We start from the raw sequence: 21,559 nt of genomic DNA on the forward strand, positions 1-21,559 counted from the left end.
GCCGCTCTCACCAGCGATAGCGCAGGCTGGCGATCACCGTCCGGCCCTCGCCGCGATAGCAATAGCCGTCCTGGCAGACCAGCACCTCGCGATCGCCCAGATTGCGTGCATTCAGCTGCAGCCGGGCGCCGCCCAGATCGTAGTGGATCACGGCATCGGCCAGGGTATAGCCGCCATTCGTGGTGCTGTTGGTGGTGTCGGTATAGGTCTCGCCCACATAGCGCAGGCCGAAGCCGCCGCCCAGCCCGGCGAAGCTGCCGGTCTGGTGGGTGTAGTCCAGCCAGGCCGAGGCCAGATGTTCGGGCACGCCCGTCGGCCGGTTGCCCTGGTCACCCTCCAGGCTGCGGGTGATCTCCATATCCTGATAGGCATAGGCGGCCCGGAGCTTCAGCCCGTCCATCAGTTCGGCCACCGCTTCCAGTTCCAGACCCCGGCTGCGGACCTCGCCGATCTGGCGCGGCAGCAGATAGTTGCCGTTTTCGTGGGTCACCACATTGGTCTTGGTCAGATCGTAGAGCGAGGCGGTGTAGATCGAGTTGGTGCCCGGGGCCTGGTACTTCACCCCGATCTCGATCTGCTCCCCCTCGGTCGGGCGCAGCTGGTTGCCGTTGACGTCGGTGCCGGATTCGGGATTGAACGAGGTCGCATACGAGACATAGGGGGCGAGGCCGGACTCGAACATGTAGAGCAGGCCGACGCGGCCGGTGGTGGCATCGTCTTCCGATCGGGTCACGATGCCGGTCTGGCGGTCGCGGGTGCGGTTGGTGGCGTTGTCGTGGCGCAGGGCCAGCGTCATCCGCCACCGGTCCAGCGCCAGCTGATCCTGGATGTAGACGCCGGTCTGGTTGGTCCGCACCGCGCTCAGCGTCAGCACGGTGTCGGGATGGGGCACGTACTGGCTGTAATCCGGGTGCCTGAGGTTCAGCGAGGGGGCGTCGCCGCTCAGATAGTCGATCGTGCCGTCATTCCACTGATAGTCCAGGCCGGTGAGCAGGGTGTGGCTGACCGGTCCGGTGTCGAAGCGGAACTCGGCCTGATTGTCCACACCCAGCGTCTGGATGGTTTCATAGACGCCGATCGATGTCCGGTTCAGGGTGTAGCCGTCGGCCTGCAGCCCGGCGGGGCTCAGATACTGGTTGTCGGTGTCGACCTCGCCATAGCGCAGATTCTGGCGCAGCGTGATGTCGTCGGTCAGGTCATGGGCCAGTGAATAGCCGACCATCACCTGGGTCTGCTCCAGTTTGTCGAAGTTCTCGTCGCCGCCCCAGATCCGGGTCAGTCCCTGCACCGGATCGTCGTACGGGCGCGGGCTGGCGCCGGTGCGGTCGTGCTGATACTGGCCGTAGACGGTCAGCTCCGTGGCGTCGCCCTGCCAGCGCAGCGAGGGAGAGAGCATCACCCGGTCGTCGTCGATCTGGCTGATGGTCCGCTCGCTGTCGCGCGCCACCGTCACCAGGCGATAGGACAGGCTGCCATCGGGCACCAGCCTGTCGCCCAGGTCGAACTGGGTCTGCAGACGATAGGGGTCGCCGGTCAGAAACTCGACCTCGCGGATCTTCTCGCCGGTCGGCCGCTTGCTGACCCGGTTGACCAGCCCGCCGACATCGCTCTGGCCATAGAGCACCGAGGCCGGCCCCTTCAGCACATCCAGCCGTTCCAGGTTGTAGGTGTCGGTGCGGTAATAGGCCAGCCAGCCGGTATTGGGCTGCTTCAACCCGTCCAGATAGTCGCCGCTTTCGGTGATGCTGAAGCCCCGGATCTGAATCTGGTCGAAGCGCGGATCCATGCCCCAGCCGGCGATCTGAACGCCGGCGGTATAGGCCAGCGCATCCTCCACCGTCTGGACCTTCTGATCGGCGATCTGGTCGGCGGTGACCACCGACACCGATTGCGGCGTCTCGATCAGCGGTGTGGCGGTTTTGGTGCCGGTGATGGTGTTGCTAGCGACATAGCCGTCGACCGGGCCGACGGCGCCGGCCAGTTTTGCGTCCATCACCACCAGCGGCCCCAGGCTGACCGCGCCGTCCGATGCGGCCAGGATGGTGGCCGCTCCGGCCCCCGAAAACCGGTAGTCGAGCCCGGTGCCGGCCAGCAGCCGGGCCAGGGCCTGATCGGCGCGCATGGTGCCGTCCACCGGCTGGGAGCGGCGCCCGGCGGTCAGCCCCGCATCATAGGCCAGCTGCACGCCCGAGGCGGCGCCGAAGGCCGCCAGCGCCGCATCCAGCGGCTGGGCCGGAATGCTGAAATGCAGGGTCGGCAGGCCCTGTCCGGTTTCCTGTGCCGCCGCCTCTGGCATCTGCCCGGCCAGCGCCACGGCGCTCAGCACCAGTGCCGTCGCCCCCAGAACCACCCGCCGGCCACCGGCCGCACTGCCCCGCATCGTCGCCATTCCCGCTCCCTCCTTCAGACCCGGGTCGGCGGGCCTGTCATGCGAATGTGTCTCATGTGCATGACGGGCGGGCGGCGGCGGCGACGAATCGGCGGGGTGTAAATTTTACGAAAACCTTGTCCCTGAAGTCGGCTCAGATCTCTTCGACCACGGCGGTGAAGACATAGCCGCCCAGGCGCACCGTGCGCAGCAGGGCGGGTTCTTTCGGGTCGGCTTCGATCTTCTGGCGCAGCCGGCTGATGTGCACGTCGATGCTGCGCTCGATCGGCCCGGCGAGACCGGCATGGGTCAGCGACAGCAGTTCTTCGCGCGTGATCACCCGGCCGGGATTGCGGCAGAAGGCGAGCAGCAGGTCGAATTCCGTAGTGGTCAGCGCGATGCGGGCACGGGAGGGGTCGTGGAGCTGGCGGCGCAGCGGGTCGATCTCCCAGCCGTCGAAGCGCAGCCGGCGGCGGGCATCGGGCAGGGCTGCACCGTAAGAGGCGCGGCGCAGCAGGCTGCGGATCCTGGCCACCAGCTCCCTGGGGCTGAACGGCTTGGTGACATAGTCGTCGGCCCCCACTTCAAGCCCGACGATCCGGTCGATTTCTTCGCCCAGCGCCGTCAGCATGATGATCGGGATGGTCATCTCCGCCCGTATCCTGCGACACAGGCTGACGCCGTCCTCGTCGGGCAGCATGATGTCCAGCACGATCAGGTCGAAACCCTGCCGGCTCAGGGCCGCGGTCATGCCGCGGCCGTCGCCAACCACCGTCGCCTGCATGCCGCTTTCCTGCATGGTCAGGGCCAGCAGCCCGCCGATCCCGGCATCATCCTCGACGATCAGGATCCGGGGCAGGATACGGGGGCCGGCGGCTGGCTGCATCTTCGTCACCTCGTCCCGATCTTCAGAACCGGTAGCCCAGCGCCAGTGAAAGTTTCGGCTGGACCTTCTCTTCCACCACCGGGCTGTCGGCGGCATCGCCGGTCAGCACGCCCACACCCGCCGCACCGCGCAGCAGCCAGTTGTCGCCCATCATCCAGGTGGCCGTGGTCTCGAATTCCACCCGCTTCAGCCCGGCCTCGGCATCATAGCGCGCCAGGCCCGATGCGGTGGACTGGCGGGCATCGATGCCGAAATAGCTCTGCATATGCTTATCATCGGCCATCACCGCGGCCACACCCGCCGTCAGGGTCAGGCGCTCCGACACTTCCATCGTATAGTCGAGCCCCAGCGTGCCCGTCAGCCCGTCGTTGCCGCCCAGCGCCCGGTCGACGGTCAGATACACTTCGAAGGGCTCCGGGTTCCAGGCGAGTTTCAGCCCGGCGGTGGCGGCGCCATCGACATCGCCCAGCCCTTTCAGCCGGTCGGCATCGTCCTGGTCGCGGCCTTCTTCATAGCCCAGCCGGCCCGAGACCGACAACTGGCCCCAGCGTGCGACACGCGCCTCGGCGCCGCCGGGGGAGACCGTCAGCCAGTCCTGCCAGGTGAAGAGTACCAGCGGCACGGGCGAGACCTCCATATCCTCGCCGCCTTCGTATTCGGGGGCGAGTTCGGCACCGGCGCCGAGCACCAGGCTCCAGTCGCGGGCCTCGGCACCGGCCGGCCGGATGATGAGAAGGGCGACCGCAGCTGCGGCCGGAAGAAGGGAGGTGGTATGGCAAGCGAGACGACGCATGACGGCTCCGTGCGACGATGAGGACCGATGCCTTCTGCTTCCCATATTGCGCGGGGCCGTGGGGGTGTGGATTTGTTACGTTTTGTTGCGGCGCAACCGCGGCGGCCCGCGACATGCGAAGATGGCGGCCGCCACCTCGTTCACCCCATACGCCGGAGCGGGCATGAAGCGCGTCACGATACCGCGACCGACATTGCAGATACAGATCATGGTCATCATCCTGATTGGCCTGGCGGTCGTCGACACGTTCGGTCCGATCCTGGAACGCCAGATCAAGAGTCTGTCGACCCTGCCGGACCTGAAGCAGGTGGCCAGGCAGGTCGGGGTCGTGGCCGATCTGGTGGAGGACAGCCCACCGGCGGAACGCGACGCCGTGCTTGCTGCAGCGCGGCGGTCGGGCTGGGTTCTGTCCCTCGCAGCCCCCGAGACGGCTGACCGGTTGGTGACGGGACTGCCCGAGGATGGTGTTTTCGACAGGCTGACCAGCTGGTTGTTCATGCCCGAGGACATCGATCCGCCGGTCGGTGGATGGCGCACCTTCCTCGACGAGACCCGGGTGATGGTGCTGAAGATCGACCAGGGGCAGACCCTGCTGGTCGCCACCCTCGATCCTGAGCGGATGATCCTGCGCGACGTCTCGGCCCAGGTGCCGTATTACCTGCTTGCCATCGTCACCCTCGGCCTGCTCTTTGCGGCCTTTTCGGCCCACGTCATCACCCGGCCGCTGCGGCGCATCGCAACCGCCGCCGCCGGGGCGGACCTGTCGGGCGGGACCGAGATCTTCGAGGAACGCGGCAGCATCGAAATCGTGATGCTGGCCCGTGCACTCAACCGCATGCGCCGGCGGATCGTGACCATGGTCGAGAGCCGCACCCGCATGCTGCGCGGCATCAGCCACGACCTGCGCACGCCCCTGACCCGCATCCGGCTCCGCGCCGACCGCATCGCCGATGCGGAGCTGCGCGCGGCCCTGCTCGCCGATGTCGGCCGGCTGGAGGCGCTGCTCAATGAAAGCCTGGCCTATCTGCGCGACGACCATGCCCGCGAGGCGGTGGAGCGCACCGATGTCGCCAGCACCCTGCAGACCATCTGCAGTGATTTCGCCGATATCGGCCACGACATCCGCTTCCACGGCCCGAACCGCCTCGTCGCCCGCTGCCGGCCGCTGGCGCTGGGCCGGGCGGTGGCCAATCTCTGCGAAAATGCCATCCGTTTCGCCAGCCGGACCGATGTCACGCTCACAGCCGGCGACGGTGTCTTCGTGATCGAGGTGGCCGATAATGGCCCGGGCATTCCGCCGGACAAGCGCGCCCGCGTGCTGGAACCCTTCTTCAAGCTCGACACCGCCCGCCAGGACGGCGGCACCGGCTTCGGCCTGGGCCTCGCCATCGTCGCCGAAATCGTCCAGGCCCATCGCGGCCAGCTTGAGCTTCTGGACAATGCGCCACAGGGGTTGCGTGTGCGCATGACGATACCGGTGGGGTGACGCGTCACGCGACCCCCCGTACCCTTTCGCCCCACTCCCGGGGCGGGCGGCCCATCACCCGCTTGAAGGCGGTGCTGAAGGCGCTGTCCGACCAGTAGCCCAGATCGGGCGCGATCACCGAGATCGGGTCGCCGGTGGTTTCCAGCCGGTCGGCCGCCAGCAGCATGCGCCAGCGGGTCAGATACTCCATCGGCGTCTCGCCCGCGGTTTCGCGGAAGCGGGCGGCGAAGGCCGATCGCGACATGCCGGCCGCGGCGGCCAGGTCCTGCACCGTCCAGCGCCGGGCGGGATCGGCATGCATGGCGCCGATCGCCGCGGCCATGCGCGGATCGGCCAGCGCGAAAAACCATCCGATGCGCGGAGGGCCAGTGCGGGTGGGCCCCGCTTCGGTCATGCACAGGCGCAGCGCCTGGACCAGCATCATATGGGCCAGATGGCGGGCGATCAGCTGGCCGCCGGGGCGGGGATCGTGCAGCTCGTCGATCATCCGCTCCACCGCCCAGCGCAGCGCCTCGCGATCCGCGGGGGCATGAACATGCAGCACGGGCGGCAGGCTGGCCAGCAGCAGCCCGGCGCGGCCGGCATCGACCGCAAACCGGCTGCCGACCAGGAACATGCCGCCACCGCCGCCCAGCCGCGCCACGCCCTGGTCCCGCTGCACGGGGAAGATCTCGCGGGATGAAACCGGCACCAGGCCCAACTCGCTCGCCAGGGTGAACGACCGGCCGCTCGGCATTACGAAGCTTTCCCCCGCCTGCAGCCGCAGCGGATCGGCCAGGCCGTCGACGGTCAGCCAGCAGCCGCCCCGGGTGATGGCATAGCATTTGATATAGCCCTGCTGGTCGTCGAAGCGCACAGCCCAGTCGCCGCCGGCATCGAAGCCGGCCGAGACATAGCTCTTCGGGCGGAGCAGGGAAAGAATGTCGGAGAGCGGGTCCATCGCGGGGCCTCTTCGGGGGAGAGCAGCGCCGCCACGGGACGATCGCGAAGATATTATGGAGGCTGCAGCATGGATCGTCCATGGGGTCGGGCCTATCCTGCGGCCTCGGTGTTTTACCGATCCTGCAGCTTTGCGAGGTTGCCATGCATGTCTTCGTCACCGGTGCCACGGGTTTCGTCGGCACGGCGGTCGTCCGCGACCTTCTTGGGGCCGGGCATCGGGTTTCGGGCCTGGCCCGGTCCGATGAGGCGGCCGCATCCCTGGCCCGGGCCGGCGTCACCCCCATCCGTGGGGATCTCCGCGACACCGCCGGGCTTGCCGCGGCGGCAGCGGCGGCGGATGGGGTGATCCATGCCGGTTTCATCCACGACTTCACCGATTATGTCGCCAATTGCGAAATCGACCGCGCCGCGGTGCGGGCGCTGGGGGCGGCGCTTGCCGGCAGCGACCGGCCGCTGATCGTCACCTCCGGCATCGGCGTGCTGCCCCAGGGGCGGCTCTCGACCGAAGACGACGCCCCGCGCGCCGGATCGGGCGGCCTGCCCCGCGTCGCCTCGGAAGAGGCCGCCGCCGAGGCGCTGGCCGGCGGCGCCAGGGTCATGGTGCTGCGCCTGCCGCCCTCGGTTCACGGGGCCGGCGATCACGGTTTCGTGCCGATTCTGATCGACATCGCCCGCCGCACGGGCGTCTCGGCCTGGATCGGCGAGGGCGCCAATCTCTGGCCGGCGGTCCATCGCGGCGACGCCGCCCGGCTCTATCGCCTGGCGTTGGAAGCGGGGCAGGCCGGTGCCCGCTATCACGCCGTCGCCGAACAGGGCATCGCCTTTCGCGAGGTCGCAACCGTCATCGGGCAGGGGCTGGGCCTGCCCCTGCGCTCGGTCACGCCCGAAGAGGCGCCGGCCCATTTCACCTGGTTCACCCATTTCGCCGCCATGGACGTGCCGGCCTCGGCCACGCTCACCCGCGAGAGCCTCGGCTGGGTGCCGACCGGGCCGGGGCTGCTCGACGACATCCGGACGGCGGGCTATTTCGTCGGATGATGAACGCGGTGCGTAAGGGCGGCCGGCTGACGGACCGGGTCAGCCGGCCTCGCCGGCGACCCGGTCACCCAGCGCCATCAGCCTGTCCCGCGGCAGGTCGAGCGACGGCACCGCCAGGTTTTCCTTCAGATGATCAAGGCTCGACGTGCCCGGGATCAGCAGGATGTTGGGCGCGCGGGCCAGCAGCCAGGCGAGGGCCAGCTGCATCGGCGACACGCCCTGCGCCGCCGCCTCTTCGGCCAGCGCTGCCGATTGCAGGGGGGTGAAGCCTCCGAGCGGGAAAAAGGGTACCCAGGCGATGCCCTGATCCGCCAGACGGTCGACCAGCGCATCATCGGCGCGGTGGACGAGGTTGTAGTGGTTCTGCACGCAGACCACCGGCGCGATCCGCTGCGCCTCGGCGACCTGGGCGGCGGTGACGTTGCTGAGCCCCAGATGGCGGATCAGTCCCTGGTCGCGCAGCCGGGCCAGTGCCGTGAACCGCTCTTCGATCGAGCCTTCTTCCGGCCCGGGACTGTGGCCCTCGACGATTCTGAGATTGACCACATCGAGCACGTCGAGCTTCAGGTTGCGCAGATTGTCGTGCACCGCGCGCTCAAGATCGGCCGGCGCCTGCGCCGGCAGCCAGGCGCCGTCACTGCCCCGGATCGCGCCCACCTTGGTCACGATCACCAGATCGTCCGGATAGGGGTGCAGCGCCTCACGGATCAGTTGGTTGGTGATATGGGGGCCGTAGAAATCGCTGGTGTCGATGTGGTTGACGCCGGCCTCCACGGCCGCCCGCAGCACCGCGATCGCTGCCGCAGGATCTTTGGGCGGGCCGAAGACGCCAGGCCCTGCCAGCTGCATGGCGCCATAACCCATGCGGTCGACCATGCGGTCGCCGAGCCTGAACTTGCCGGCCGTCTTGTGCGTCGTCATGATCGTTCCTCCGGGCTTTGCAGGCTGCGCTCGTCGGGGCAGGACGACCAGCGGGATCGGCCTGTTTTATCAGATGGCCGGCCCCGCCGACACCGGCCCCGATACGGGCACCGACACCGACACCGGCACCGACACCGACACCGGCACCGGCACCGGCACCGCAATGGTGCAGTGAACCCCGTCGGGTCCCAACGTGAAGCTGGTCTTCGCCTTCAGCTGATAGGGCAGGCCGCGTTCGATCAGGGCGCGGCCCTGGCCCCCATCCCCCCTGGCCCCCCATCCCCCCTGGCCCCCATCCCCCTGGCGGCTACCGGGCGGGGTGGGGGCGGCGGCGGGCATGGTGATGCCCCGCTCCCGCCAGTCGATATGCAGCCAGGGCCCCTCATGGTCGTCCTCCGCGGGCGCCAGGTGCCACGAGATCTGCAACCGCCCTGCGGGCTGGGCCAGGGCGCCGTATTTGACCGCATTGGTCGCCAGTTCGTGCAGCGCCATGGCCAGCACCTGTACGGTGGAGGATCTGAGCCGCACCTCCGACGGCCCGGTCAGGGTCACCTGGCTGGCGGGGTCGCCCATCACCGAGATTTCGGCGCGGACCAGTTCGTCGAAGGCGACGCGGTCATGATCGGTCAGTCGCGACAACAGGCCCTGCACCCGGGCCAGCGCGTCCAGCCGGTCGCGGAACCGGTGCTGGAAATCGCCCAGATCGGCGCTCGCCCGGGCGGTCTTGTCGGCGATCGAGCGGATGACGCCCATCAGATTGCGGGTGCGGTGCTGCAGCTCGGCCAGCAGCACCTTCTGGCGCTCCTGCCATTCCCGCTGGCCGGTCACGTCCATCATGGCGCCGACCATGCGCACCGGCCGGCCTTCGGCGTCATAGAAGAACCGCCCGCGCCCGGCGATCCAGTGCACCGAGCCATCGGGGTGCAGGGTGCGGAATTCGCTGACGAAATCGCTCCCGTCGGCCATCGCCTCGTGCAGTGCGGCCTCGGTTTCGCCGCGATCCTCGGGGTGGATGCGGCGCAGCCATGCCTCGTAGCTGGGCGTCACCTCGCCCACCGCATAGCCTTCCATCAGGTAGTGCTCGTCCGACCAGTGGATATGCCCGGTCTCAAGATCCCAGTCCCACAGCCCCAGCCGCGCCACCTTGACGGCGATGCCCAGCCGGTCGCTGCTGCTTTGCAGCGCGTCCTGAACCCGCCGCGCCTCGGTGGTGTCGTGGCTGATCCCGCCGATGAAGGCGATCCGGCCGGTGGCGTCGGGGATGGGGAAATCCGTGTTGCGCAGCCAGCGGATGCCGCCATCGCCGGGGCGGATCACCCGGTGGTCGAAGGTGACATGGTCGCCGCCGCGCACCCGGGCGATCATCGCCTCGGTCCGCGGCCGGTCTTCCGCCACCACCAGATCCAGCCAGCGCCGGTAATTATCCCCCGTCAGCGCCTGTTCGCGGCCAAGGCCGTAGATCGTCTCGAAGGCCGGGGACAGATAGACCCATTGCAGGCTGTCGGCATCGCGGATCCACAGAACATCCCGCGAGGCCTCGCCGAAGCGCCGCAGCCGCTCTTCGGTCGCGCGCAGCTTCTCCGCCGCCTGGCGCGGGGCGGTGACGTCGGTGCCCGACCCGAACCATTCGCTGACGGTGCCGTCGGGGGCGAGCAGCGGCGCGGCACGCGACACCACATGGCCGATGCCGCCATCGGGCAGGCGGATGCGGTGTTCCAGCTCGAACACCGTGCTGCCGTCGATGGCCGCCTGAACGGCGCTCTGCACCATCTGCCGGTCCTCGGGCAGGACGAAGCGCTCAAGCCAGGTATGGTTCAGCGCGGTGCCGGCGGGGTCGGCGACATGCGGTGGCAGGCCGGTCTCCATCACCGACATCTGCTGCCAGTCCGGGCTGATCCGATAGACCGACTGTGCGGTCGCCATCACCAGGGCCTGAAAGCGCCGGCGGCTCTGGTCGATCTCGGCCTCGTGGCGCTTGCGCTCCGAGATGTCGTGGAACAGCACCGCGACCTGGTTTTCGCCGATCCGGAAGGCATAGACATTGTACCAGAAGCCCAGCGCATCGGCCCGATGCTCGAAACGCTCGGGCGTTCCGGTCAGGGCGATGCGGCCATAGATGTCGAACCAGTGCTGTTCGTGATCCGACGCCAGATCGCGCATTCGCCGGCCCACCGCATCCGACAGGCCGGTCTGGCGGGCGAAGGCGGCATTGGTTTCCAGAAACACATAATCGACCGGCTTTCCGTCCGCATCGAACAGCATTTCGATGGTGCAGAAGCCCTCATCGATGGAATTGAACAGGGTGCGGTATTTGTGGGCCTCGCCCTGCAATTCGGCCAGCCGCGCCGTCGCCAGCGTCAGCCCCACCTGGCGGGCCAGCAGGTCCAGGAAGCGGCGATAGCCGTCGTCATAGGAAAGCCGGGGGTTCAGCCCGACCACCAGAAAGCCCGAGACCTTGTGGCCATGGTCGTCCGTGGCCGCCGTCAGCGGCAGAATGACGGCGGATTGCGGCGCCCCGGCCGCGGTGGAGGCGGCCGGCCAGGGGCCGGCGGCAAGCCCCGGCCCGGCCAGGTCGATCACCCCACCCCGATGCCCTGCCAGGGGGGCGGCAAGCGGCCAGGGCTGCGCCGGGCCGTCGGCATCCATCTCCCAGGGGGTGACGGCGGTTCCGGCCGCAAGCCCCGCGCAGCCGGTCAGCCTGGCGGTGCGCGTGTCGCCGTCCAGGCTGTAGAGCAGGGCAAAGGCCAGGTCGCGCGGCTGGTCGTTCAGCACGGCGATGATCGCGGCGGCGGTCTGGGGCGCGCTGCGGGCGGCCCGGGTGCCGTCGCCCAGGGCGGTGAGTGCCGCCAGCCGACGGTCGCTCAGCATCCGGCCGGTCTCGTCGGTGCAGATGCCGAACACCCCGGCGGTGCCGCCCTGGCCGTCGGGGATCGGGCTGCACGACAGGGCCATGCAGACCTCTTCCGCCACCCCGTCGCGGGTGACGACCATGTCCAGCCGCTCGCGCCGGATCGCGGCCCCGCCCGCCATCACCGCCGCCAGGGTGGCGCCGAGATCGGGCCAGGCGGCGCTGTCGGTCGTGGGCCGCTCATCCGACCCGTCCTCGTCCCCCCCGTTCTCGTCCACAGGGAGGCCGGACAGGGCAGGGTGGTGCCGGCCCAGCAGCGGGATGCAGGCGTCGTTGTGGAAGCGGATCAGCTCCTTCCCCCACCAGATCAGCATCGGCTGGGGGGCGGCGAGCATGATCCCGATCGCAGAAATCAGGCCCTGCGGCCATCCGGCCTGGGGGCCGATCGCGGTTGCCGACCAGTCGCCGGCATCGATCTGCGCCCGCATGCTGCCGTCATTCGTCGGCGTCTGATGCCTCAGCGGCATATGCATCGCATGGGTCACCGCTCCTCGCTTTCATCGCCATCGGGCGTCTTCGCGCCCTGCGGCTGATCGGCGGGGCCGCGCCGCCGCCGTGCCTCTTCCAGCGCATCCGCCAGTTCATGCGCCAGCTGCCGCAGCCGCGGCGGAATCACCTCGGTCCGGCCCGGTATGCGCGAGCTTCGCAGGGGGCCGGCTTCGCCGTCCATCCCGCCATTGCGCGCCCATCGCTCGCGCGCCCATCGCTCGCGCACCCATCGCGCGCGTTCTTCGTCGCCCCGTGCCGGACCGCCATTTTTCTGATCGACCATAAACCCTCCTGGACCACCTGGCGGTGGCCATCCTGATACCCGCCACCCCGTACCCGGATCCCTCCGGGGGCCTCGCTTCAGTGCAGATAAAGCCGTCCGCGCCGGCGGAATTCGTCGTCCAGCGCCGCGTGCAGCCAGGCGGCCGGCTCCGGGCTTCCGGCCCGGCCGCTCCGGGCTTCGGTGATCGCCCGGCGCAGCGTCGCCTCCACCAGCCGTTCGGCCGCGCCCGGGTCGGGCAGCAGGGTGCGGGCCCGTTGCAGCAGGCCCGAGACCACCGCTTCCAGGCTCTGCGCATCATCCATGCGGCCGCCCGAAACCGCATCGGTGCTGCCGTCGCGGTCGGGCGCCGGCAGGTCCCGCCCGTCCTCATACTGCCGGTGCAGATCGTCCAGCAGCGTGCGCGCGTGATGTGGTTTCTGATAGACCGGCCGGCCGGCGAAGCGGTCGGGGAAAATGTCGAGGTCATAGCCGGTCAGAAACACGAAGGGCACGCGCCCCAGGACCAGCGAATCCGCCACCGGGAACGAGGCCAGATCCCGGATCCTCACATCCAGAATCGCGACCTGCGCGGCTTCGACATGCCGGATCGCCTCGTCCATATCCGAAAACGGCCCGACCACCGTATCGCCGCAGCTGCGGATATCGTCCGACAGCGTCTCGGCCAGATAAAAATCATCCTCCAGCACCAGAACCTTCAGCGACGGCCGATCGATCCGCCGCTCCCCGCCGACCTCCCGGCCGCGCCGGCCGGCGCTCACCTGTACGGCGCTCACCTGTGCTCTGGGGGCCATTAACCGCCCCGGCTCAAGACCGGCGGCAGGCGGGGCGGGACGTGCGGTCACGGGCGGGGCGGATGGCATGGTCGTTCTCCGATGGATCTGACTGTTCTCAGGCAGTCAATCGGCGAAGGCGCTGCGGGTTCCCGTATAATTCGAGGGGGTGGCGTTTTTTTCCGGTGGCTTTGCCCGGATCGGGGGGCGGGCTACACTGAAACCAGGGCGCGAGCCATGGGGAGGCCGGTATGCAGATCAGAAAACAACCCGAGGGTCTGACCATCGCCCTGCCCGACGAGCTGGTCTCCGAACTCGGCTCTGAGGCGGGCGCCACCCTCGACGTCCGCGTGACCGGGCCTTGGGCTTTCGACATCAGCCGTCGGTCGGATCGGGAAAGGGCGATTGAGCGGTTGCGGGCGTTTCGGGGGATGTTGCCGGCGGGGTTTGTGTTTGATCGGGATGAGGCGAATACATAACGCTCCGGCCGCCATCTGTCCGGGGCCGGAGCGTTACGAAGGTCATGTCATATCGGCCGCGATTTTGACATCTCGACCTGGATCGTGGCTTCAATCCGAATCGTCATCATCGTCTTCTGTGGCACCGTCGACATAGGCGTCACCGATGATCGTCCGGATACGATCCGCCATGATCTGCGCCCGGCGGCGCATGAAGACTTCGTAGTTTTCAACCTTGAACTGTTCCAGCCAATCCGGATCTCCGGGATTTCCAGGAATGAGGCAGGCCTGCATTCTTTCGCGGAGGGCCCCGACCGTGCCGGCTTCTTTGGCGCTCAGCAGCCTGGTCCTGAAATAGTCGTAGGGAGAATCGTCGCCGATTTTTCGGTTCGTATCTCTGATGACCGGAATCTTGTTGGTAATGGAGTCGATATCTCGTTGACGTACCTTGCTCTTCTTGAGGAGGGCACGCGGAAAAATATGGTGTTCTTCGACCATATCCTCCGATATCAGTTGATTGGTGAACAGATCATTCTTAATAGTCGCAAATATCAGGGACTGTAGGCCTTTATATCTAACATCCGCTGCCTGATAAAGATGCATGATGGAATCGACATTCATGTATACTTTATCAAAAGTCGGATTTATTTTTCCGGATGAATATAGACTTAGCTCTGAAAAATACAGACCCATCTTGTAATTACCGGCCTGTCGCGCACCCTGCTGGAGTATCTTACAAAAATACCACTTCCGCAGGGTGTCATCCTCATTGTCATAGATCGACGCGCTATCATTGCTGATGACGAACAGGGCTGCGATCGCAGTGAGAATGTTGTGGCTGGGCGGGTTTGGCGCGCGCGCGCCATTGCGTTCGGCCCAGCGGTAAGCCTTGGCGAGACCCGTGATCGCCGCGTTCCATTCAGACAGTATGACGTCTCTTCCCATCGTGAGAAGAGTACCCCGGGAGACTTCCGGAGATTTTCCGCTACGAAATGCTGAAACCAGCGCAATGACCTGTAGGGCACGTTCTCCATCGACAGCAAAATCGTTTAATATTGGATGAATTTCTTTTGCACTCTTCCACATAGATTGAAGATCTGGATCCGGATAATATTTAGCGACAGAAAGATCGAAGGTTGTGAGCCGTGTTCCGGTGGAATTAATTGTCTCGAATATCCGGCAGACGCTTTCGATCTTGGCGTCGCGTTCGATCGTCACGACCGGCAGCAGGTAGCTTCGGAATCTCTCGAAAACCCCGCGTACCTTGGCCATCTCCGCAGCGGCTTTGCGGCGGTCCCCATTGAATTCCTCGATCGTGTACAGATTGTTGTCACTGAACTGCGACAAGTAGATTTCACAGTCGATCTGACTCATCACAACGTCGGCGCGAATGAGGTCCTGATCTTCTTTCCGTGAATGTCCATTCTTATCCTTGCGCTTGCGCGTAATCCAATCCGTGCCATCTTCTCCCCGCAGATAATGACTCAGCATCTTTCTTACGTTAAAATAGTAGCTATGTGTTGGATCGGCATCCATGAATACACGGACGATGGATGTGACTCTCTGTTGCCCGTCAAGTATATAGTATTGCTCAGACGGCATCTCTTCTGGCGGGGCTTCGCCAGCCGATTCACCGGCATCATCATTGCGATCCTCGAATATCTCGGCTTGGATGCTGCGAGAATTCAGTGTTATGTCAGCCGTCTTGGGAAGCAGAAGGATGGATCCAACAGGATAGGAGCGTGAAATCGAGTCAATCAACAGCTTTATCTGTGCGTTCTTCCAGACGAAAGGGCGCTGAAATTGCGGAATCGTCAGAGCCTTCTCTCGGGCCCGTCGAAGTATGTCGGAAATAGTGAAATTGGCCGTGTGCATGGGCGCGCTCCGCATCCGCTCTCAAGAGTGTACAAGTTATCGTACGCTCTCTCGACCCTCAACCATTGGCCGAACGCACATGCGTTTTGCAGCGGAATGGTCGGGAGCATCCTCCGCATGTGGGCGAATGAGGCTGCATCGCATTTTCGGGAAGAGTTTAGCCCCCCACCCCCCTCCCAAAATCCGTCTCTGCCGCCTCCCGCAGCGCATCCGCCGCATGCTCCGGCGACGGTGCCGCCTCGTCGGGCAGAGGGGTGGTGGCGGAAAGGGCGCGGGCGACGACGGTCATGTAGATGCGTTCCACCTCCTGCGGCAGCGGGCGGACTTCCGTGCCGGTGACGCAGTAGCGGGAGAGCAGGAATTCGCGGGCGCCCATCAGCATATAGGCCATGGGTTCCAGATCGGCGTCGGTATAGCCGGGCAGTTCGCCCGCGGCATGGGCCCGGCGCAGGGCGCGGACATAGCCTTCGGCCAGGTGGTCATAGAATTCGCGGTGGGCTTCGGGGGCGAAGAATTCGGCCTCGTTGGTCAGGCGGTGCAGATGCGGGTGGGTGGAGAGATAGGCGAAATTGGCCTCCAGCCCCACCCGTTCGCGTTCCAGCACCGTGCGGGTGTGGCGGGTGCGCCGGCGGATGAAGTCCAGCATCCGCCGGCCCAGCGTCGGCAGCAGGCTGTCGAACAGAGCCTGGCGGTTTTCGAAATGCAGATAGACCGAGCCATGGGCGATGCCGGCCTCTTCGGCCACCCGGGCGATCGAGGTCTTGTCGTAACCTTTCTCGCCGATGGTCCGGGCGGCCGCCTGGATGATCGCCTCGCGCACCTGTTCCGCGCGCTCGTTGCGTCTGCGCCCCGCCATGAATTCCGTCCTTCGGTTGACTGTGCGGTCGTGGACGGCCGGTCAGGTCTTGTCCTGGACTGCGTCCGCCACCATCCTGCGGATCAGATGTTTCTGGATCTTGCCCGACGCGGTGCGCGGGAAATCCTCGACCCATTCGATCCGTTCGGGAAGTTTTTGCCGCGCCAGCCCCCGCGATGCAACAAAATCGGCGATCGCCTCGCGATCCGGCAGGGCGGTGCCGTCATGTTCCGCATCGCGGGCCGCATCGGTCGGGATCAGCCAGGCGCAGACCCCTTCGCCCAGCCGGGCATGGGGCATGGCGACCACAGCGGCTTCGCGCACCAGCGGGTGTTCGTGCAGCGCGTCCTCGATTTCCTTGGCCGACAGGTTCTCGCCGCCGCGGATGATCAGATCCTTCTTGCGGCCAGTGATCACCACCTGGCCCGCGGCCGAGACCGTGCCGAGGTCGCCGGTTTTGAAATAGCCTTCGGCATCGAAGGCCTCGGCCGTGGCGTCCGGGTCGGTATAGCCGCGGAACAGCGCCGGGCCGCGGGCCAGGATCTCGCCCTCCGCCCCCGGCGGCAGGGTGCGGCCGGCATCGTCGACCACCTTCACCTCCCAGCCCGTCACCGCGCCGTCGGTCACCGCGGCGGCTTCGGCCGAGGCCGGGTCGGTACCGGGATAGCCCTGGGTGATCATCGGGCATTCACTCGACCCATAGACCCGGAAGGCGGCAAGGCCGGGCAGGGCGGCGCGGGCGCGGCGCACCACTTCGGGCGGCACCGCCGCACCGCCGCAGGCGAAGATCTTCAGGCTGGCGGCCACCGGCGGCCGCCCGGCGGCGCGGGCGCTTTCCGCGGCCTGGGTCAGCTCCTGCAGGAAGGGGGTCGCGCCGATCATCACCGACACGCCATGGTCTTCGATCAGGTCCAGCGCCCTACTGCCGTCCCAGCGCTCCATGAACACGGTGGTGGTGCCGTGATAGAAGGGCAGCTCCATGCCATAAGAGAAGCCGGTGACATGGGTGACGGGAGAGGGCATCAGGATCACCTGGCCCGCCCGGACGTCCCAGGCCGCCATGGAATTCAGCAGCGCCCGCTGCGAGGTCTCGTGGGCATAGAGCACGCCCTTGGGCCGGCCGGTGGTGCCCGAGGTATACATTACCATCTTGAGTTGTGAGGCATCGGCCGGGGTGAAGTCGTCGCCGAAATCAACCGCACCGTCGTCTTCGGCCCCGCCCCAATCCTCCCAGCTATCGCAGCCTTCCGCGCGGCCGCGCACGGTGATGATGGCCTGAAGATGGTGCAGGCCCGGCTTCAGCCCCCGCGCCATGGCGGCATAGTCGAACCGCCGCCACTCCGCCGGCAGGACCAGAAGTTTTGAGCGCGCATCCCCCAGAATGAAGCCCACTTCGCGATCGCGATAGATCGGCACGATCGGGTTGATCACCCAGGCCCCCAGCGTGCAGGCCAGGTTCAGCACCACCGCCTCTTCCCAATTGGGCAGCTGAAAGCTGACCACATCGCCGGGCTTCAGCCCCGCCTGCCGCATCTGCCGTGCCAGCTTCACCGCCCGGCTCAGGGCCTGGCCATAGGTCAGGCTGCCGGTTTCGGTGCGCACCGCAATCTGGTCGGGGGTCTGGCGCGCCCGGTCGCGGGCATAATCAACCAGCGTGCGCCCCGACCATTCGCCGGCTGCCCGGCGCAGCCGGGTCTCGTCCGGGGTGTAGCGCAGGCGAAAGCCGCTCGGGTCGTCGACAAGGATGCTGGACATGGGGTGCGGGGTCCTCGGGAGCACAGGGCGCGGAACAACGGCGATGATGGTCACAAGCCGCCATTGAGGCGGCGGCCAAGGCCACGGTAGTGGCCGCCCGGCGAGGGTCGAACAGACTCCCGCCATTGAGGCGGCGGCCAAGGCCACGGCAGTGGCCGCCCGGCGAGGGGCTGAAAGACTCACACGGCCAGATAGCGGGCTTTGAGCGTCGGATCGGCGTCGAACTCATGCCAGCTGCCCGAATACACCAGCTGGCCGCTGTCGATCAGATGCACCTGGTCGGTCACCGCGCGGGCGAAGGAGAGGTTCTGTTCGGTGACCAGCACCGTCAGCCCGTGATCGCGGTGCAGCCGGCGGATTTCGCCCGCCATCTGGTCCACGATCACCGGGGCCAGCCCCTCCACCGGTTCGTCCAGCAGCAGCAGGCGCGGCCGGGCGATCACGCCGCGCGCCACCGCCACCATCTGCTGCTGCCCGCCCGAGAGCGCATAGCCGGCCCGGGCCGCGAAGGGCACCAGCGCCGGGAACAGCGCCCAGATCTCGTCCATGGTCATCGGCTTCACGCCCGGGCGGGCGGCATGCGCGCCCAGCGCGATATTCTCGGCCACCGTGATATGCGGGAAGATCCGGCGGTCTTCGGGCACCAGCATCAGCCCGGCCCGGGCGCGGGCATCGGGCGCGAGCGGCCCCATATCCCGGCCGTCCAGGGTGATGCGGCCGCCGGTGACCCGTGGCCCGGCATTCAGGATGGTTTTGAGCAAGGTGGATTTGCCGGCGCCGTTGCGGCCGAGCAGGGCGACGGCCGAGCCTTCCTCGATGGCGAGGTCGATGCCGTGCAGCACCGCGGCATCGCCATAGCCGGAATGAAGCGCCTCGATGCGCAGAAGCGGGTCAGCCATGGCCCAGATAGACCTCCTTGACGGTCGGGTCGTCGCGCACCGCGGCCGGTTCGCCGCTGGCGATGACCCGGCCGTGATGCAGCACGGTCAGCCTTTGGGCAAGGCCGAAGACCACGCCCATGTCATGTTCGGTGAGCAGGAAGGCGAGGCCGTGGGCACGCCGGGTTTCGTCGATCAGCTCGGCCGCCGCTGTGCGGTCGCCCGGCGACATGCCGGCGGTCGGCTCGTCGAGCATGATCAGCTTGGGCCGCAGCGCCAGGCTCATCGCCAGTTCCAGCCGCTTCTTGTCGCCGTGGGAGAGCAGCTTCGCCGGGTCGTCGGCGCGCGGTCCCAACCCCAGCCCGTCGAGCAGCCGGCGGACCTCGGCCAGCGTGCCATGCCGCGGGCTGATCCGGAAAGTGAGGCCGAAGCCGCCCCGGGTCCGGCGCTCGCGCGCCTCCACCGCCACGATCAGGTTTTCGGCCGTGGTCATCTCGCCGAAGATCCGCGCCACCTGGAAGGACCGGCCGACGCCGCGCCGCACCCGCTGCCAGCCGGCAAGCTTCGTGACATTGCCGTCGTCGAAGCGGATCTCGCCGCCATCGACCGGAAACTCGCCTGAGACCGCCTTGAACAGCGTGGTCTTGCCGGCGCCGTTCGGGCCGATCACCACATGGGCCTCGCCCGGTGCCACATCGATCGAGACATCGTGCAGCACCTGGGTCTTGCCGTAGAACTTCACCAGGCCGCGGGCCGCCAGCAGCGGCGCGGCGGAGCTGGGGGCGGACAGGCTCATGGCGTCTGCTCCTGCGGGCGGGTGGTCGATGCGACGGGTCTGGCGGGCGCGGCTGCGGCGGGCCGCGCGCGCAGTTTCATCACCAGCCCCATCACGCCGCCGGGGATGGCCAGCACCACGGCCAGCAGCATCAGCCCGGTGGTGATGTCGGCGATGCCGTGCATGGTGCGGGTGGCGTATTCCACCGCGCCGAACAGGATGGCACCGATCGCAGGGCCCCAGAAGCTGGCGGCGCCGCCCAACAGGGCATAGAGCACCGGCTTTGTCGACATGCTCCAATGGGCGAGTTCGGGGGTGACGATCTGCATCCAGGGCGCGCTGACCGCGCCGGCGAAGGCGCTGGCGGCGCCCGAAATGGCGAAGGCGGCCAGGCGGTGGCGGTCGACATTAAGGCCCAGAAAGGCCGCGCGCACGGGATCCTGCCGGATCGCCCGGAAGCTGCGGCCCAGCACGCCATGCCCCGCCCACCAGAGCAGGGCCGAGGCCAGGCCGCAGGCGACCAGCATGAACCAGTAATAGGCATCGCCCTGCGTCAGATCGATGGTGGCGACGCCAAGCTCGATCGTCGGGCGATAGATGCCGGTCAGCCCGTCATTGCGGCCCAGCCAATCGGTCTTGGTGATCAGCACATGGACCAGTTCGGCGAAGGCGAGCGTCAGCACGGCGAAATAGATCCCGCCCGAGCGGCGCAGCGCCACGATGCCGAAGACGATCGCCGCCAGCGCCCCCAGCCCGGTCGAGAGGCCGAGCCACATCAGGAACGGCCCGCCGCCGGCCTGCTGGGGGCCGGCCGCCATGGCATAGGCGCCGATGGCGAAGAACATCGCCTGGCCGAAGGACAGCAGGCCGATGGTGCTGAACAGCAGGTTCCAGGCCTGGGCAAACACGATGTTGACCAGCGTCAGCCCCGCCAGGAACACCAGCCCCTGATTGAGCAGCGCGGGCGCCAGGGCGAAGAGGATCAGGCCCACCGCCAGCGGCCAGAGTGCCAGAAGCGGTGTCGTCCGGGTCGCAAGCATCATCATGCCACCTGTGCGCGTCCCATCAGCCCCTGCGGCCGGATCAGCAGCACGGCGGCCAGGGCGACGAAGAAGAGGATGCCGGGATAGTCCGGCAGGAAGACGGTGCCGAAGCTTTCGATCAGCCCCAGCATCACGGCGGCGATCGCAGCGCCACGGATGCTGCCCATGCCGCCGACGATGATCACCCCGAAGGCCTGGAGCAGGAACACGCCGGCCAGGCTGGGCGACAGGCTCTGATTGGCGGCGAGCAGCCCGCCGGCAAGGCCCGCCAGGCCGAAGGCGATCACCACCGTGATCATCAGCACCCGGCCGACGCGAATGCCCAGCAGCTTCGCCATCCAGCTGTCCATGGCGACCGCCCAGATCAGCTTGCCGAAGGTCGTCCGCTCCATCAGCAGGTCCAGTCCGATGAAGGCGAGCAGGCCGCAGGCCACCACGAACAGCGCGAATTCGGGCATGATCGCATCGCCCAGGAACACCGCGCCGCCCAGCTCGTCGGGCGTCGGCACCGACATGAAATTCAGCCCCCAGATCAGCTTGACCGCGCCGTCGCAGACCAGCAGCAGGGCGTAGGTGGCGATCAGCACATAGGCGTCTTCAACCCCGCGCAGCCGCCGGAAAATGGCGAGATCGGCCAGCACCCCCAGCACGGCCACCGCCATGCCCGATGCCAGCGCCACCACCAGATACAGCCAGAGCGGCACGCCGCCGCCGCCTGCCAGCTGCAGCAGGGTGAAGGCGATATAGGCGCCGATCATGAAGAACCCGCCATGGGCGAAGTTCAGGATGTGCAGGATGCCGAAGATCAGCGTCAGCCCCGCCGCCACCAGAAAGGTCGCGGCCGCCCAGGCCATGCCGTTGAACAGGATCAGCGCCAGATCGGCGAACGTCATCATCGCCTCCGTAAGGCCGCATTGGGGTGCGGAAGGTCGGGGTGCGCACCGTTGGCCATGCGATGCACTCTGTCTCGCGAAAAAATGCAGCCACCGGGGAGGGGGTGCGGCCGGTCACCGGGGAGGCGCGATCGTCTTGGCC

18 protein-coding genes are annotated in these 21,559 nt (G+C 67.3%); 3 read left to right on the forward strand and 15 right to left on the reverse strand.

The window, feature by feature from the left end; all coding sequences use genetic code 11:
- Positions 1–7: 7 nt before the first annotated feature.
- The 3 genes from TMO_RS21895 to TMO_RS21905 all read right to left on the reverse strand — a co-directional run bounded on the left by TMO_RS21895 (position 8) and on the right by TMO_RS21905 (position 4,047).
- Complete coding sequence (locus TMO_RS21895) at positions 8–2,389, reverse strand: TonB-dependent siderophore receptor (protein ID WP_014752983.1); 2,382 nt, start codon at positions 2,387–2,389, stop codon at positions 8–10.
- 133 nt (positions 2,390–2,522) lie between these two features.
- The gene (locus TMO_RS21900) at positions 2,523–3,254 is read right to left on the reverse strand and encodes a response regulator (protein WP_051045583.1); all 732 of its coding nucleotides are present in this window, start codon (positions 3,252–3,254) and stop codon (positions 2,523–2,525) included.
- Positions 3,255–3,276: 22 nt separating this feature from the next.
- Positions 3,277–4,047 (reverse strand): MipA/OmpV family protein, encoded by a 771-nt coding sequence (locus tag TMO_RS21905; protein ID WP_014752985.1) that lies wholly within the window; start codon positions 4,045–4,047, stop codon positions 3,277–3,279.
- A gap of 208 nt (positions 4,048–4,255) precedes the next feature.
- Between TMO_RS21905 and TMO_RS21910 the strand changes: the two genes are divergently transcribed.
- Positions 4,256–5,533 carry an ATP-binding protein gene (locus TMO_RS21910; RefSeq protein ID WP_014752986.1) on the forward strand — a complete coding sequence of 426 codons (1,278 nt, stop codon included), beginning with the start codon at positions 4,256–4,258 and terminating at the stop codon, positions 5,531–5,533.
- A gap of 4 nt (positions 5,534–5,537) precedes the next feature.
- On the opposite strand, the gene TMO_RS21915 is transcribed toward TMO_RS21910, so the two are convergent.
- Positions 5,538–6,473 carry an AraC family transcriptional regulator gene (locus TMO_RS21915; RefSeq protein WP_014752987.1) on the reverse strand — a complete coding sequence of 312 codons (936 nt, stop codon included), beginning with the start codon at positions 6,471–6,473 and terminating at the stop codon, positions 5,538–5,540.
- Between the two features lie 143 nt (positions 6,474–6,616).
- On the opposite strand from TMO_RS21915, the gene TMO_RS21920 reads away from it, so the two are divergent.
- Entirely contained in the window at positions 6,617–7,513 is an 897-nt protein-coding gene (locus TMO_RS21920; protein WP_014752988.1) for an SDR family oxidoreductase, read from the forward strand.
- 39 nt (positions 7,514–7,552) lie between these two features.
- Here the strand turns inward: TMO_RS21920 and TMO_RS21925 are convergent, their stop codons facing one another.
- The 4 genes from TMO_RS21925 to TMO_RS29880 all read right to left on the reverse strand — a co-directional run bounded on the left by TMO_RS21925 (position 7,553) and on the right by TMO_RS29880 (position 12,887).
- Complete coding sequence (locus TMO_RS21925) at positions 7,553–8,434, reverse strand: oxidoreductase (protein ID WP_014752989.1); 882 nt, start codon at positions 8,432–8,434, stop codon at positions 7,553–7,555.
- Positions 8,435–8,503: 69 nt separating this feature from the next.
- A complete protein-coding gene (locus tag TMO_RS29875) occupies positions 8,504–11,770 on the reverse strand; it encodes a PAS domain-containing protein (protein WP_187297870.1) in 3,267 nt (1,088 codons plus the stop codon).
- 53 nt (positions 11,771–11,823) lie between these two features.
- A complete protein-coding gene (locus TMO_RS21935) occupies positions 11,824–12,114 on the reverse strand; it encodes a hypothetical protein (RefSeq protein ID WP_041607340.1) in 291 nt (96 codons plus the stop codon).
- Between the two features lie 77 nt (positions 12,115–12,191).
- Complete coding sequence (locus tag TMO_RS29880) at positions 12,192–12,887, reverse strand: response regulator receiver protein (RefSeq protein WP_145978361.1); 696 nt, start codon at positions 12,885–12,887, stop codon at positions 12,192–12,194.
- A gap of 248 nt (positions 12,888–13,135) precedes the next feature.
- Between TMO_RS29880 and TMO_RS31365 the strand changes: the two genes are divergently transcribed.
- The gene (locus tag TMO_RS31365) at positions 13,136–13,363 is read left to right on the forward strand and encodes a MazE family transcriptional regulator (protein ID WP_014752992.1); all 228 of its coding nucleotides are present in this window, start codon (positions 13,136–13,138) and stop codon (positions 13,361–13,363) included.
- A gap of 90 nt (positions 13,364–13,453) precedes the next feature.
- Here TMO_RS31365 and TMO_RS30775 read toward each other — a convergent pair whose 3' ends face one another.
- The 7 genes from TMO_RS30775 to TMO_RS21980 all read right to left on the reverse strand — a co-directional run bounded on the left by TMO_RS30775 (position 13,454) and on the right by TMO_RS21980 (position 21,420).
- The gene (locus TMO_RS30775; RefSeq protein WP_014752993.1) at positions 13,454–15,217 is read right to left on the reverse strand and encodes a GmrSD restriction endonuclease domain-containing protein; all 1,764 of its coding nucleotides are present in this window, start codon (positions 15,215–15,217) and stop codon (positions 13,454–13,456) included.
- A gap of 157 nt (positions 15,218–15,374) precedes the next feature.
- Positions 15,375–16,073, reverse strand: coding sequence for a TetR/AcrR family transcriptional regulator (locus tag TMO_RS21955; protein WP_014752994.1), 699 nt, complete (start codon positions 16,071–16,073; stop codon positions 15,375–15,377).
- 42 nt (positions 16,074–16,115) lie between these two features.
- Positions 16,116–17,828 carry an AMP-binding protein gene (locus TMO_RS21960; protein WP_014752995.1) on the reverse strand — a complete coding sequence of 571 codons (1,713 nt, stop codon included), beginning with the start codon at positions 17,826–17,828 and terminating at the stop codon, positions 16,116–16,118.
- 179 nt (positions 17,829–18,007) lie between these two features.
- Positions 18,008–18,727 (reverse strand): ABC transporter ATP-binding protein, encoded by a 720-nt coding sequence (locus TMO_RS21965; RefSeq protein WP_014752996.1) that lies wholly within the window; start codon positions 18,725–18,727, stop codon positions 18,008–18,010.
- Positions 18,720–19,502: an ABC transporter ATP-binding protein gene (locus TMO_RS21970; protein ID WP_014752997.1), complete on the reverse strand. Its 783-nt coding sequence runs from the start codon at positions 19,500–19,502 to the stop codon at positions 18,720–18,722. Before TMO_RS21970 ends, TMO_RS21965 begins: the two co-directional genes overlap by 8 nt.
- The gene (locus TMO_RS21975; protein WP_014752998.1) at positions 19,499–20,527 is read right to left on the reverse strand and encodes a branched-chain amino acid ABC transporter permease; all 1,029 of its coding nucleotides are present in this window, start codon (positions 20,525–20,527) and stop codon (positions 19,499–19,501) included. The genes TMO_RS21970 and TMO_RS21975 overlap by 4 nt, the downstream gene beginning before the upstream one ends.
- Positions 20,524–21,420, reverse strand: coding sequence for a branched-chain amino acid ABC transporter permease (locus tag TMO_RS21980; RefSeq protein WP_197465225.1), 897 nt, complete (start codon positions 21,418–21,420; stop codon positions 20,524–20,526). The genes TMO_RS21975 and TMO_RS21980 overlap by 4 nt, the downstream gene beginning before the upstream one ends.
- Positions 21,421–21,559: the final 139 nt, after the last annotated feature.

Source organism: Tistrella mobilis KA081020-065 (assembly GCF_000264455.2).
In the GTDB taxonomy this organism is placed as follows: domain Bacteria; phylum Pseudomonadota; class Alphaproteobacteria; order Tistrellales; family Tistrellaceae; genus Tistrella; species Tistrella mobilis.